The organism is Streptomyces sp. NPDC002573 (assembly GCF_042889625.1).
Classification (GTDB): domain Bacteria; phylum Actinomycetota; class Actinomycetes; order Streptomycetales; family Streptomycetaceae; genus Streptomyces; species Streptomyces gibsoniae.
The window spans coordinates 20,747-33,846 of the sequence record NZ_JBIARC010000032.1; the positions used below are offsets into that span (position 1 = coordinate 20,747).

Here is a 13,100-nt window from a genome sequence, read left to right on the forward strand (position 1 = left end):
TCATCACACGTTCCTGAGGACGGACATCGTGCTCGAAGTACGCGCTCCCCGGTGGCGTCGTCACCTCGCTTTCCTCGGCGCCGCTGTCGCCGGCCCCACGCTGGCTGCCGGCACCTTGCTGGCGTCTCCCGCCCACGCGGCCCCGGCGGACGACATCCGTATCAACGAGGTGGTGACCACCGGCAGCGTCAACGACTCGATCGAGCTGTACAACAAGGGAACGGCCACCGTCGACATCTCGGGCTGGATCCTCAAGGACGACAACAACAGCTCGAAGTACGCGATCTCCTCCGGTACGACGCTGGCCCCCGGCGCGTTCCGCGCCTTCGACGTGCACAATGCGTTCGGCCTGGGCTCCAGCGACAAGGCGCGCCTCTACCTGCCCGACGGCACCACCATGGTCGACAGCTTCAGCTGGAGCAGCCACTCCAGCCCCTCCTGGTCGCGCTGCCCCGACGGCACCGGCGCGTTCGGCTCGGCCGCGGTGACCCTGGGTGCCGCGAACAGCTGCGGTGGGGGCATCTCACCGCAGGCGTGGCCCGGCAGCAGTTCCGTGGCGACGGCCGACGCCTCCAACGTCTTCGGCCAGGACCTCAGCGGTCTCTACCAGGAGGGAAGCGCGATGTGGGGCGCGCAGAACTCCGGCAAGCTGTGGCGGCTGGTCCGCGACGGCTCCGGCGGCTGGAAGCCGGACACCGCCAACGGCTGGACGTCCGGCAAGACGCTCCGCTTCCCCGGCGGTTCCGGCACCCCGGACAGCGAGGGCGTCACGCTCACCGGTGCCGGTTCCGCAGGCGGCGCGTTCGTCGCGAGTGAGCGCAACGGCGACGCGTCCGGGACGAGCCGCCTGTCCGTCCTCAAGTACGACGTCGGCGGTACGGGCACCGCACTGACGGCGACCAAGGAGTGGAACCTGACCTCCGACCTGCCGTCCGTGGGCTCCAACCTCGGCTTCGAGGGCATCACCTGGGTCCCCGACAGCTACCTGACCGCGTCCGGCTTCAAGGACGAGTCGACCGGCTCGGCCTACGACCCGAACCGGTACGGCAGCCACACGGGCGGTGTGATCTTCGTCGGCGTCGAAGGCACCGGCATGGTCTACGGATACGTCCTGCAGGACTCGGGCACCTACACCCGCGTCGCGTCCATCGCCAGCGGCATGGACGGTGTGATGGAACTGCAGTGGGAGCCCCAGGCCGCGCGCCTGTGGGTCGTCTGCGACGACACCTGCGACGGCCAGCACAGGACCATGCAGGTCAACGCGTCCGGCACCTTCGCCACCACGGCGGTCTACAACCGCCCGAGCGGCATGCCCAACATCAACAACGAGGGCTTCTCCGTGGCCGGAGCCGACGAGTGCGTCAGCGGCTCCAAGCCCGTGTACTGGGCCGACGACAGCAACGACAGCGGTCACGCACTGCGCAAGGGCACCATCACCTGCTGAGCAGGCAGCATGACTGCGGCCCCGGCCAGGTCCGCCGGGGCCGCAGTCGCTTCAGGCGGCGCACAGGGCACGAGTCGGCACGCCGCCTCCCGCCTCACGAAGAGCGGTCAGCCCCGGAAGCACTCCCGGCTCCCACCACCCGCCGGTTCGAAGCACACCTGCACTCCGGTGAGGTCCCCGCCGTCGATCATGGGCGTGTAGAGATAGTCCTCGGCGTCGTACTTGTCGACGACCTCCGCCCGCTGCGGTTTGCCACCCGGGAGCGACACGTCGAGGGCGTCCCCGACATGCGTGTGCCAAATCCGGGCCCACGCGGCCTCGCACCCCGAGTTGTACCGAATCTCCATCCACGCCCCGGTGGAGGTGCGATGCGGCTTACCGAGTGCCCGGACGTGTTCGGGCATACCGCAGCCCATCAGTCCGGGGTCCTTGCCCACGCATCCCTGCGCGCGGCAGCCGGGTTCGGGCGGCGGAGTGCGCGCACCCTGCCCCACGGGATCCCCGGCCCCCGCGTCCGGCAGGGCTGCGGCCCACACCGCCGCCGCGACACCGACCGCGCAGACGGCAGCGGCGACGGCCCACCGGCGGCGTGCCGTGTTCGCCTTCCGCGGCCCCTGTTCGGCCTCGTCCGCGGTCGGGGCGCGGTCGCCCGGCTCGTCGTGGCCGGGTTGTGCCGCTTCCTCTGCGCTTCCAGCGCGTGCCGCGCTCCGGGCGCGGCCGCTCCACTCCGCGTCGGCCAGTTCCCACAGCGCCGTCAAGCGTCCGGGCGGCTCGCTCGCCATCGCGCACAGCGCTTCGACGGCTGGGCGCGGGGCGAGTTGCTTGCCGTTGAGATAGCGCTCCCAGGAGGACTTGCTGTACGCGGTGCGCTCGGCCAGCACGGCCAGGCTGAGGCCCGTACGTGCCTTGAGCTCGCGCAACTCCCTGGCCAGCCGCAGGCATGCGGGTGCGGCGGCATGCGGTGCGCCGTCCTTCATCGCCGCAGCACCTGCCAGGTGTGCGGGCCCACGATGCCGTCGGGGGGCAGGCCGGCCTTGTCCTGCAATCGCTTGACGGCGCGTGTGGTGTTCTCTCCATAGACGCCGTCTGCGCCGCCCGGGTCGAAGCCCAGATGGCGCAGCAGGCACTGAGCCTCCACGACGTCCCATCCGGGCTGGGAGAGGACTGCGGTGCGGGTGGTGCTGTAGCCCGCGTACAGACGGCCGTCCTCCCGCTTGACCGCACAGGGATAGGTCTTACCGGGCCGGTAGGCGAAGGGTGCGCCGGGGCCGGGCGAGACAGCAGCACTGGGCTGTGAACCGGTGAGAGTCTTCCCGCCGCCACTGTCCCCCGCCCAGGGTGTCGTGAGTAGTAGTCCGACGAGCAGCGCGCCCAGCACCGCTGTGGCGAGGACGCCGATCAGTACCCACCGGCGTACGCCCTTCGGTGCCGGTGCCTCCGCTGCTTCCGCCGCTCCGTCGTCCTCCTGCCGTGCTTCCTCGGCGACTTCGTGGAGCACCAGGATCCGTGTCGGCTCAACGCCGGCCACCCGGGCCAGTTCCTCCACCGCCTGCCGAGGCGGCAGCGCCTTCCCGTTGAGATAGCGCTCCCAGGAGGAGCGGCTGTAGCCGGTCTTGGACTGGAGCGACGCCAGGCTCAGCCCGCTGCGGTCCTTCAGTCGGCGTAGCTGGACGATCAGTTGCCGCCCCGGGTCGTCGAGCGAATCCGGTAATTCTTTCCAACGCGACACGTTCCACCCCAAATATGCTGAGCCACCGAGGTTCAGTATCCGCCTCCTCTGTGTTCTGGTACGCAGCTTGGGGATCCTGGGTTCTCGGCAACCGCCGTACGGTGCGCCTTTCGGTCAGCCTGGTCCGGTGGATCGGTTGTCGACGGTGCGGGTGCGGTCCTGGAGTTCGGCCGGTTCGGCCTGCTCGGATGTGGCTGCCCAGCTCGCCAGGAGGGTGAGCCCGTCGTGGGCCGCGGTACCGGGTTCAGCGCTGAAGGCGGTGAGGGTCAGACGGGGATCGGCGGGCAGGGGCATGGCCTCGAAGGGGAGGCTGAGGTGGCCGATGACGGGGTGGCGGAAGTTCTTTGTGCCGGTGTGGTGCAGGCGGACGTTGTGCGCGGCCACAGGGTGCGGAACTCCTCGCTTCGGGTGGCGAGTTCGCCGACGAGGTCGGTCAGGGCGCGGTCGTAGAGGTCGCGTCCTGCCTCGGTGCGCAGTAGGGCCACGGTGGTGTGGGCGGATTCCTGCCAGTCGGGGTAGAAGTCGTGCGCCCGGCAGCTGAGGAAGCGGAAGCGGGCGAGGTTGACCGGCCGGACCGGGTCGTCGAAGGCGGGTGCGTACAGTGCTCGGGCCAGCCGGTTGGAGGCGAGGACGTCCAGGCGTCCGTTGCGTACGTAGGCGGCCGCGTCGCTCATGGAGTCCAGCAGATGCTGGATGCCGGGCCGGATCTGCTGCGGAGTGGGACGGCGGCGGGGGCGGGGTCCGGCGTTGGCGGCGCGGGCCAGGTCGAAGAGGTGGGCGCGTTCGGCCTCGTCGAGCTGGAGGGCGCGGACGAGGGCTTCCAGGACGCTTTCGGAGACGCCGCTGAGGTTGCCGCGTTCCAGGCGGGCGTAGTACTCGGCGCTGACCCCGGCCAGCATGGCGACCTCTTCGCGGCGCAGTCCGGCGACACGGCGGTTGCCGCCCCAGGCCGGGAGTGCGGCCTGCTGGGGGGGATCCTGGCTCGCCGCGAGATCAGAAACTCGCGGACCTCGCTGCGATTGTCCATGTCTTCCGAGGTTAGGCCGGTCTTCGGCGCTGTGGGGTGTTCTGCCAGTACAGGGAACAGCAGGACCTCCCCGACCGGTCTCACCGGCGGTTTCCTGGCTGGTGGCGGGGTTGCGTGTGCGGTCCGCCGCCGACCCGGCCGTCTGACAGCAGCAGTCCCGCGTTTCTGTCCGCAGGCCGGCACAGTCCGTGACCGGCGCGACAGCGCACCACCGAAGGAAATCCGATGGAGTTCGTGAAGCAGCCCGCGACCATGAAGCTGCCCGAGGCGTGGTTCACCGGAGGTGCCTGGGCGAACGTGATCCACCGAGGCGAGGACCCCCTGCGCGCCAGGGCGAACAGGGTCCGGTTCGCACCCGGCGCCCGCACCCAGGAGACGACGGCTGCCGAAACAGAGGGCCCCCCAGCACGGCCTGATGACCCTGACGCCGATCACGGCAGCGACGCGGAACGACGGCTCAACGCATCTCCTCCGTCAGATAGTTGAAGACCAGCTTGACCGGGGCGAGAGTCAGGTCGGTGTTGATGTGGCTGGCGGAGACGACTTCCAGCACGGGCAGGTCGGCAAGCGGCGCGAGAGCGTGCTGGAACAGCTGTAGCCGGGCGGGCCCTGTGTAGGCCTCCTTGACCACGACGTCGCTGATCTGGGTCCGTACCAGTTCCTGCACACGCGGGGCGCCGTCGTAGCCCGGGACGGTCTTGAGCATGAAGGTCGGCACGGTGATCTGCGCTTCGGCATCACGCTTGTCCAACTCGTAGTGCTTGTATCCCATGGTCGCGGTCGCGATCCGCAGCGTGCCGAAGTCGATGGTGCCCACCAGCGTGGGGCCGTCGACGTACAACTTCGGAGCGCCGATCACCTTCGGGTATGCGCTGAGCTCACGCCCGGCCACTGTCGCGGGGAAGCTGTCGAGGTACATCGAGTGCAGGTACTCGCCCGGCTCCGCGTCGAAGGTGACCGGGACCACAAGGCCCCCCTCGGTATAGGGGCCGTAAGCGGTGACCTCGTTCATCCTCATGATCTCGAACCGGACCAACGGCTCACGTTCGTCGATCTGCAGGGGCTCGGGGACGACGGCGCGCAGCGCATCGGCGTCAGTGCGGTAGACGATGTTGAGGTACTCGCGGTCGGTGAACCTGGCCATCACCGGCGGGTACGCCTGGTTGGGCAACGGGGTGTTGATCTGGAGCCGGACGTCTTCGATCTTCATGTCTGCTTTCCTGTTCGCTTGCGGCGCAACGCTCGGCAGAGGCGTTCATGCCCTCGCGCAGTCGGCCGCCTTGATCAGCTCGTGCATCGCAGGGATCCTTCGTGGCTTTCACGGCGGACCGCTGTGGCAGGTCGCACACCCAGAGGTGCCGGCTGCCGGCCTCTCCGAACGAGTACACAATGTATCTGATACACACCGTACTCGTTCGGCGGGGTGGGTTCGCAGTTGCGACCGGAGAAGCCTGAGGGGCTCGTACCAGACGGTGTCGTCGCGCGACGCGTCGCGGTCGGCGGCTACCGCGGACCGACGCCCGGCTGGGCTCCATGACGGCCGTCACCGACTCCGCCGAAGGCGGCGCCACAGGGACGACCGCCTGGAAGGTGACAGGCACGACGCTCGTCAGCTACCTGACACCGTCATCTCACGAGGCGAGAAGGCACCGCCCATATTGGGGGGCATGAAGCCTCCGGCGAATCGTCAGAACACCTTCATGGTGAGGTTGATGGCATCGCGGTCGATGCGGTAGCCCAGGCCGGGATTCTTCGGGGCTTCCAGGTAGCCGTCCTTGTTGACTCTCGGCACGTCGGCCATGCCCATGCTCAAGACGGTTTCCGGGACGATGACCTCCGCGAACTCGCAGTTCGGTACTGCCAACGCGACGTTCAGGTACATCGCGAGGTTGAACGGCGGGCCGTAGCTGTGGATCTCGTAGTTCACGCCGAACACCTCGGCCGCATGGGCAGACTTCAATACGTGCGACAGACCGCCGGCGTACTCGCCGAGGCTGCGGACGTAGAAGCCGACGCCCGACTTCAAGTAGTCACGCAGGGCCGGGAAGCCGACGTAGTTCTGCTCGCCTACCGCCAAAGGGCTCCTGAGCTTGCTGCTGAGATACGCCAGCCCGTCGAGGTCGTAGTCCGAAATGGGGTTCTCGTACCAGTAATAGCCCAGCTCGTCCAACACGTAGCCGACCTTGAGGGCATCGGGGAGGTTGTACGCGCACACCGGGTCGGCCATGAGGTCGATCTCTGATCCATAGGGCGGAGGATATGAACCTGACGAAGCGCCTGCTGGAGCAGTTCCTGGTGCTCGCCGAGGAGAAGCATTTCGGTCGTGCCGCGGAGCGCCTTTCCATGAGCCAGCCGCCGCTCAGCCAGTCGATCCAGCGTCTGGAGCGTGGCCTGGGGGTGCGGCTGTTCGAGCGGGGTCCGGGCGGAGTCTCCCTGACCCCGGCGGGCGCAGCCTTCACGGTGGACGCCCGGCGCCTTCTCCACACGCAGTCTGCGGCCATCGAGCGGGTGCGGAGGGTTGCAGGCGGCCTGGAGGGAGTCATCCGGTTGGGGCATGTGAGCACCCCGCGTTCCTGCGGACCGCGGCCGAGGAACTTCCGGGATTGCGCATTCGCCTTTGCCAGGATTCGACGGCGGCCGTCGCCGGGATGGTCCGTTCCGGCGCACTGGACCTGGGGTTCCTGCGCGACCCCTCACCGTTGTCGGACTCGGCCGAGCTCGTCAGCCAGGAGGTCGCCGTCGAGCGCATCGCGGCCGCTCTGCCGCACGATCACCGCTTGGCCGGCGCCGACGAGAGCGGCCTGGACGAGTTGCGCGACGACGACTTCGTGCTTCCCGACGCCGATGTGCTGCCGGACCTGGCCCGACAGGTGCGACGGGCCTGTCATGAGGCGGGATTCGCGCCCCGGAGCCGCGCGGTGGCCGACAACGTCACCGGCCTGGTCAGCTACGTGGCCTCCGGACTGTGCGTCGGCCTATTGCCGGAACGGCTCCGTGACATCCTCAGCCTCGGAATCGCCTTCGGCGCGCTGCGCGGGCAGTCGCCCCATCTGACCACCACCGTGGTCGCCGTACGCCGCCCGGAGGCGGACGCGGCCGTACTCCGCCTGCTGGAACTGCTGCCACGCGGCAACTACGGGTGACGGGGTGTCAGGGAGCTGCGGCCGTCGGATGAGTACGAGACCGCCTCGCGGACGTCATCCCCCACTCCCCCGAGATACGCCGCCTCTGACAGCGGCGGCCGGTACTCGCCCCCGGGGATGCCGATCTCGCGGACATCGGTTGCGATCCGGGGGAGCTCCTGACCCCGTACTCAGCGCCCTAGGTGTGGTGACCGTCGGCTCCTTCTCTGAAAAATCCGTGCTGGTGATATATGGTTTTTGACACGAGGTGAGTGGCGCGAGATCGACCTTGAACCGAGGCCCGGAGGTGGCCGGAGGCGCCGTCGCCGCCCGGGGCAGGTTGCCGGTTTCCTCGCGGATCGCGCCGACAGGCCGGGCGAATCCCCCGTGACCGGGGTCTGGGTGAAGCGCCGCATGCGCCGAGAGCACACAAGGTGTCCACGCCCATGGAGTCCACCGCCAGGTGAAGGCGGAGCCGTCGAATGGTGCACCAGCGCGGTTGCGTCAGCGAGGAGACAGCCATGAACACGGAGCCGACCAGGTGGAATCCTGACTTTGCGCGGTGGGAGACGACGTCCAGAGGCCGTGCCGTGCTGACCGATCCCCGGCTGAACAAAGGCACCGCCTTCACCGAGGACGAACGGCAGGCGCTCGATCTCGTCGGGCTGATCCCTCCGCACGTACTCACGCTGGAACAACAATCCTCGCGCGCCTACGCGCAGTTCCTCGCCCAGCCGGACGACCTGGCCAAGAACGTGTACCTGGCCGCCCTCCAGGACCGCAACACGGTCCTGTTCTATCGGCTGGTGGGCGAGCACCTGGACGAGATGCTGCCCATTGTCTACACGCCTACTGTCGGCACTGCGATCCAGCGCTACAGCTACGAGTACCGACGCCCCCGAGGTGTCTATCTGTCGGTCGACGCACCGAAGGACGTCGAACGCTCCCTGCGCGCCACCGGACTGGGACCGGACGACGTCGACCTCATCGTCGCCACCGACGGGGAGGCGATCCTGGGCATCGGTGACTGGGGCGTGGGCGGCATCAACATCTCGGTGGGCAAGCTCGCGGTGTACACCGCCGCGGGCGGTATCCATCCCTCCCGCACCATTCCCGTCGTGCTCGACGTGGGTACCAGCCGCAAGGAACTGATGGAGGACCCGCTCTACCTCGGCAACCGTCACCCCAGGGTCGACCGGGAGACCTACGACGCATTCGTCGAGAACTATGTCGACACAGCCAATCGGCTCTTCCCCGGCGCCGTGCTGCACTGGGAGGACTTCGGGCCGGACAACGCGCGGCGCATCCTTGCACGTTACGGCGACCGGTATCTGACCTTCAACGACGACGTCCAGGGGACGGGAGCGGTGAACCTGGCGGCAGTGCTCTCCGGGGTGCGGGCCAGCGGCACGCCGCTACGCGACCACCGCGTGGTGATCTTCGGTGCGGGCACGGCAGGCATCGGGGTCGCCGATCAACTGCGCGATGCACTCGTATCTGCCGGGCTGACCCCGAACGAGGCCACCCGACGATTCTGGTGCGTCGGCCGCCACGGCCTGCTCACCGAAGGCATGGCAGTGCGCGACTTCCAGGCCCCCTACGTCCGCCCGGCTGACGAGGTGGCCGACTGGTCACGCGACGCGGACCTGGGCGGAATCCCCCTGGCCGAGGTCGTGCACCGGGTCAGTCCGACCATCCTCATCGGCACCTCAGGCCAGGGCGGTGCGTTCACCGAGCCCGTCATCCGTGACATGGCCGCCTCCGTCTCCCGCCCGATCATCCTTCCCATGTCCAACCCCACATCGCTCGCCGAGGCGACACCTGCCCAACTGCTCGGCTGGACCGACGGCGGGGCCCTGGTGGCCACCGGCAGTCCCTTCGCCCCCGTGACCCACGGCGACATCACCTACCAGATCGGGCAGGCCAACAACGCGTTCATCTTCCCCGGTCTCAGCCTGGGCGCCATCGTGGCTCAGGCCACCCGTATGACCGACGGCATGCTCAAGGCCGCGGCCGACGCCGTCGCCGAGCAGGTCGGCTCCACCGCTCCAGGCGCCGCGCTCCTCCCGCCCACCCAACAGTTGAGGGAGACCTCCGCCGCCGTCGCCACGGCCGTCGCCCGAGCCGCAGCCCACGACGGTGTCGCACGCGCCACCGTCGGCGACGACATCGGCAGCCGGGTCCGGGCGGCCATGTGGCAGCCCGACTATCACTCCGTACACGCCGTCTGACCGGAAGTCCGAGGAACAGGTGATGGCCGGAGCACCTCTGAGCTGGAGTGTCCATGTGGCGCCGTCGATCCCCACCCAGATCTCGGACCTCCCGCCCGACCTGCCCAAACGTATGTGGTCGCCGATCACTGCGACTCTGATCGCAGGCGAACGTGACGCGGTGCTGGTGGACGCGCTGATGACCATCGAACAGGCCGGCCGTCTGGCGGACTGGGTGGCCGCGAGCGGCAAGAACCTCACCACGGTCTATGTGACGCACGGACACGGCGACCACTGGTTCGGGCTGGGTACGGTGCTTGACCGATTCCCGCGTGCCAGCGCCGTGGCCACCCCTGAAGTGGTGGCGCAGATGCGGAAACAGATGGCACCGGAGTTCGTCGCGTCGTTCTGGAACACGCGCTTCCCCGGCCAGATCCCCGACAGGCTCGTCACGGCCGAACCGCTGGTCGGCGACCGGCTGGACCTGGAAGGCAACGACCTTGTCGTGGTGGCGCTCGGGCATACCGACACCGATGACACCACCTGTCTTCATGTGCCTTCCGTAGGCCTGGTGGTGGCCGGTGACGCCGTCTACAACGACGTCCACCTGTACCTCACCGAATCGCCCGTCGCAGGCCGCCGAGCCTGGCTCGATGCCCTCGAAACCGTTGCCGCGCTGGAGCCGCGGGCGGTCATCGCGGGCCACAAGCGCCCCGACCGCCCCGACGAGCCGGGGACCATCGCGGAGACCCGGCAGTACATCCGGGACTTCGAAGCGGTCGTCGAACGCGCCACCACCGCCCTCGAGGTCTATGACGACATGCTGAAACTCCACCCGTCCCGCATCAACCAAGGCGCGCTCTGGGAATCGGCCAGGTCCGCCAAGGGCTGACCACCCCGTCACCCCTAGGCCGGCGAGCTCTCTTCAGGGACCTTGAAAGGCCAAGAGCAATTGACAACTCCCGGCGTTGTGCCCCCCAGTGGCGCAGGTTACTGTCAGTGGGTAAGGCGATTACCAAAGCACATTCTTCCTGATAGCGCGACTCCAACGTAATCGCCGCCACTCTGTGAAATATCTCCTGCGTCAAAGATGAGCGAGAATATGACAACTCATCACCTTTACCGATGACGACGTTCACGGGAGTCCACGAATGAAAGCTATCCGGTTTGCTCAACATGGCGAGCCGGCGGCAGTCCTTGCCGTCGAAGACATACCCCTTCCGGAGCCCGGAGAGGGGCAGGCGAGGGTGCGCATCCTCGAATCACCGGTGAACCCGTCCGATCTCCTCTACGTTCGGGGATACTACGCGGGCGTGCAAGCGCATTTTCCGGCGCAGGCGGGATTCGAAGGGGTTGGAATTGTCGATGCGGTGGGGCCCGGGGTGAAGGAAGTGTCCGCGGGGCAGCGGGTATCGGTCATCAATGGGCCCGGTGGAAACTGGGCGGAATATTCGGTCGTTCCCGCCAGTGAACTGTTCGCCGTCCCCGATGATCTCCGCGATGAGCAGGTGGCGTCGTTCTTCATCAATCCGGCCTCCGCCATTCTCATGGTCCGACATGTTCTAGCGGTCCCTCAAGGAGAGTGGCTGCTCCAGTCGGCGGCGGGGTCGGAACTGGGACGTATGATCATCAGGCTGGCTAAACGCGATGGGATCCGTACCGCGAACATCGTCCGCAGGCGCGAATCGGCAGAAGAACTGGACCGTCTTGGCGCCGATGTCGTCATCGTCTCCAGCGACGGTCCCATCGACGAACAAGTGCGTAAGCTGATCGACCCGCTAGGCGTCAAGTACGCCATCGACTGTGTGGTGGGGGAAACGGGGACCCAGATCTTCAAGGCACTTCACGAGGATGGAAAAATGCTCGTCTACGGCTCCCTGACGGGCGAGCCGATCCGCGTCGGCGAGGATCCGCGTCACATCCTGGCCGGGCGTCGAACCCTGGAAGTCTATTGGCTCGGATACTGGTTCCCGAGACTCACGGATACGCAACGACAGCAACTGGGTCAGGACATCGTGGACCTTATGCGTGAGGGAATCGTCGAAACATCTCCCGGGCGTAAGTACTCTCTCGACGCAATCGTGGACGCCGTGACCCAGGCGGAGCAGAAGGGCCGAAAAGGAAAGGTGTTCCTGACTCCGGGGGCGAAGTAGCCCTCGTCATTGATGCCCGCGGTCCCTGCCGGGGGAGCCCTAGACTAGGCCACCCCGCGCCTGCGGGCATCACTCCGCCAGCGGACAGCGTGCTTCTGCTCTGCCGGGAGGTATGACGTGACGAAGCTGCGGTATGGCGTACTCGTTGCCGATGGATCCGCCGCCAGAGGAGCATGCGCCTGCCCGACGGGAGCCCCATCATCTCCTCACTCCTGTCATCCACTTTGATCCTCGGTGAGACGGAAGCAGTATTTGTCGACCCGCCGTTCACCCGGGACCAGGTGCACAACGTCGGCGACTGGATCGAAAGCCACGGTAAGCGCCTGGCGTATGTCTATGCCACGCACGGTCACGGTGATCACTGGTTCGGCACCGATCTCCTGCTGCAGCGGTTCCCGGCGCTGCGCCGTATGCGACCGAGCGGACGATCGGGCTGATGAGGAAGCAAGCGGACGAGCGAAAGCACACATGGGACGTTGATTTCCCAGAACTCATTCCGGACAGTCCCGTGGTTTACCAGGTCATTCCAGCCGAGGGATTCGAGATGGAGGGGCATCAGTTCCGGGCAGTGGAAGTCGGTCACACGGACACTGACGACACCACCGTCCTGCACGCTCCGTCGATCGACCTCGTGGTGGCCGGCGACGTCGCCTGCAACGGGGTGCACCAGTAACTGCTGGAGAGTCCTGGCGGAGGGATCGAGAAGTGGCTCGCTGCGCTTGACACCGTATCCGCGCTACGCCCGAGCGCGGTTGTCGCGGGCCACAAGAACAGAGAGCATTCAGACGCCCCAGAAATTCTTGAGCAGACACGCAGAGTCTGGTACAGCGCACTCGCGCTGCTCTCCGACCAGCCCGCATAGCCTCTGCCGTCGAGACGAAAGGCAACTACGTGGACGGCGAACGTAGTGACAGTGTCCTCGCTGAGGTCACGCACTGGTTTTTCGAGGACTATCTGCCCACCTGGGTAGGAGTGGGCAGCGGCACGATTCACCGTGCGCCGGATTTCATCCTCGACTACTGGTCCGCGCCGCTGCACATCAGCAGCCCCACATCACAGGACTGGCTGCTCGGCAGTGACGCCGTCACCGGCCTGGCTGGAACGCACTCAAACGGAGTTGCGGGCACAGAGCTATTCCCATACGGATGTTCCGGATCGCAAGGTGAAGGTCTATCACGCCGCCGGTGCGGCTATTGAGGTCATCTGGTCACGGTGCCGCACGGACAACAGTGAGATCGAACGTCTCGCCGTTCATTTCGAGGTCGATCGCGGGGCTGCGGGGTGGCGGGTGGTGGGCATTCAGCTCGTACCCACGACAGAGGATTCGTTGGACGCGGCTTGGCGAGCGGCGAGCTGAGGAAGCGGCCACAAGGCGCAGCCGTTCGGAAGGAGGGTGGCGGGCCGGCGACTTGGTG

General features: G+C 67.3%; 13 protein-coding genes and 2 pseudogenes. 10 read left to right on the top strand and 5 right to left on the bottom strand.

The window, feature by feature from the left end; all coding sequences use genetic code 11:
* The first annotated feature begins 28 nt into the window (after positions 1 to 28).
* Positions 29 to 1,444: a lamin tail domain-containing protein gene (locus ACFYX0_RS27185; protein ID WP_388973883.1), complete on the top strand. Its 1,416-nt coding sequence runs from the start codon at positions 29 to 31 to the stop codon at positions 1,442 to 1,444.
* A 107-nt stretch (positions 1,445 to 1,551) separates the two neighbouring features.
* On the opposite strand, the gene ACFYX0_RS27190 is transcribed toward ACFYX0_RS27185, so the two are convergent.
* The 5 genes and pseudogenes from ACFYX0_RS27190 to ACFYX0_RS27210 all read right to left on the bottom strand — a co-directional run bounded on the left by ACFYX0_RS27190 (position 1,552) and on the right by ACFYX0_RS27210 (position 6,436).
* Positions 1,552 to 2,421, bottom strand: coding sequence for a helix-turn-helix domain-containing protein (locus ACFYX0_RS27190; RefSeq protein WP_388973885.1), 870 nt, complete (start codon positions 2,419 to 2,421; stop codon positions 1,552 to 1,554).
* Positions 2,418 to 3,173: a peptidoglycan-binding protein gene (locus ACFYX0_RS27195; RefSeq protein ID WP_388973887.1), complete on the bottom strand. Its 756-nt coding sequence runs from the start codon at positions 3,171 to 3,173 to the stop codon at positions 2,418 to 2,420. Before ACFYX0_RS27195 ends, ACFYX0_RS27190 begins: the two co-directional genes overlap by 4 nt.
* 114 nt (positions 3,174 to 3,287) lie before the next feature.
* Positions 3,288 to 4,072, bottom strand: a pseudogene (locus ACFYX0_RS27200) (helix-turn-helix transcriptional regulator).
* 585 nt (positions 4,073 to 4,657) lie between these two features.
* Positions 4,658 to 5,410 (bottom strand): acetoacetate decarboxylase, encoded by a 753-nt coding sequence (locus tag ACFYX0_RS27205; RefSeq protein WP_388973889.1) that lies wholly within the window; start codon positions 5,408 to 5,410, stop codon positions 4,658 to 4,660.
* Between the two features lie 477 nt (positions 5,411 to 5,887).
* The gene (locus ACFYX0_RS27210) at positions 5,888 to 6,436 is read right to left on the bottom strand and encodes an enolase C-terminal domain-like protein (RefSeq protein WP_388974024.1); all 549 of its coding nucleotides are present in this window, start codon (positions 6,434 to 6,436) and stop codon (positions 5,888 to 5,890) included.
* Positions 6,437 to 6,459: 23 nt separating this feature from the next.
* On the opposite strand from ACFYX0_RS27210, the pseudogene ACFYX0_RS27215 reads away from it, so the two are divergent.
* From ACFYX0_RS27215 to ACFYX0_RS27255, 9 genes and pseudogenes are all read left to right on the top strand, one after another.
* Positions 6,460 to 6,588: pseudogene (locus ACFYX0_RS27215) on the top strand (LysR family transcriptional regulator); the annotation flags it as partial.
* Positions 6,589 to 6,803: 215 nt separating this feature from the next.
* Positions 6,804 to 7,343: a LysR family substrate-binding domain-containing protein gene (locus tag ACFYX0_RS27220; protein ID WP_388973891.1), complete on the top strand. Its 540-nt coding sequence runs from the start codon at positions 6,804 to 6,806 to the stop codon at positions 7,341 to 7,343.
* A 500-nt stretch (positions 7,344 to 7,843) separates the two neighbouring features.
* Positions 7,844 to 9,553 (top strand): NAD-dependent malic enzyme, encoded by a 1,710-nt coding sequence (locus tag ACFYX0_RS27225; protein WP_388973893.1) that lies wholly within the window; start codon positions 7,844 to 7,846, stop codon positions 9,551 to 9,553.
* Between the two features lie 55 nt (positions 9,554 to 9,608).
* Positions 9,609 to 10,424: an MBL fold metallo-hydrolase gene (locus ACFYX0_RS27230; protein ID WP_388973895.1), complete on the top strand. Its 816-nt coding sequence runs from the start codon at positions 9,609 to 9,611 to the stop codon at positions 10,422 to 10,424.
* A 259-nt stretch (positions 10,425 to 10,683) separates the two neighbouring features.
* Positions 10,684 to 11,685, top strand: a complete 1,002-nt coding sequence (locus ACFYX0_RS27235) for a zinc-dependent alcohol dehydrogenase family protein (protein ID WP_388973897.1) — start codon at positions 10,684 to 10,686, stop codon at positions 11,683 to 11,685.
* Positions 11,686 to 11,858: 173 nt separating this feature from the next.
* Positions 11,859 to 12,122, top strand: coding sequence for an MBL fold metallo-hydrolase (locus tag ACFYX0_RS27240; protein ID WP_388973899.1), 264 nt, complete (start codon positions 11,859 to 11,861; stop codon positions 12,120 to 12,122).
* The gene (locus ACFYX0_RS27245; protein WP_388973901.1) at positions 12,122 to 12,358 is read left to right on the top strand and encodes a hypothetical protein; all 237 of its coding nucleotides are present in this window, start codon (positions 12,122 to 12,124) and stop codon (positions 12,356 to 12,358) included. The genes ACFYX0_RS27240 and ACFYX0_RS27245 overlap by 1 nt, the downstream gene beginning before the upstream one ends.
* Positions 12,359 to 12,576: 218 nt before the next feature.
* Entirely contained in the window at positions 12,577 to 12,882 is a 306-nt protein-coding gene (locus ACFYX0_RS27250) for a hypothetical protein (protein ID WP_388973903.1), read from the top strand.
* Positions 12,803 to 13,042, top strand: coding sequence for a hypothetical protein (locus ACFYX0_RS27255; protein WP_388973904.1), 240 nt, complete (start codon positions 12,803 to 12,805; stop codon positions 13,040 to 13,042). Before ACFYX0_RS27250 ends, ACFYX0_RS27255 begins: the two co-directional genes overlap by 80 nt.
* Positions 13,043 to 13,100 lie beyond the last annotated feature (58 nt).

Bases quoted from the DNA above. Each gene is read 5' to 3' on its own strand.
- ACFYX0_RS27235 (WP_388973897.1), top strand. From the start codon at position 10,684: ATGAAAGCTATCCGGTTTGCTCAACATGGCGAGCCGGCGGCAGTCCTT.
- ACFYX0_RS27240 (WP_388973899.1), top strand. From the start codon at position 11,859: ATGCGCCTGCCCGACGGGAGCCCCATCATCTCCTCACTCCTGTCATCC.
- ACFYX0_RS27190 (WP_388973885.1), bottom strand. From the start codon at position 2,421: ATGAAGGACGGCGCACCGCATGCCGCCGCACCCGCATGCCTGCGGCTG.
- ACFYX0_RS27205 (WP_388973889.1), bottom strand. From the start codon at position 5,410: ATGAAGATCGAAGACGTCCGGCTCCAGATCAACACCCCGTTGCCCAAC.
- ACFYX0_RS27225 (WP_388973893.1), top strand. From the start codon at position 7,844: ATGAACACGGAGCCGACCAGGTGGAATCCTGACTTTGCGCGGTGGGAG.
- ACFYX0_RS27245 (WP_388973901.1), top strand. From the start codon at position 12,122: ATGAGGAAGCAAGCGGACGAGCGAAAGCACACATGGGACGTTGATTTC.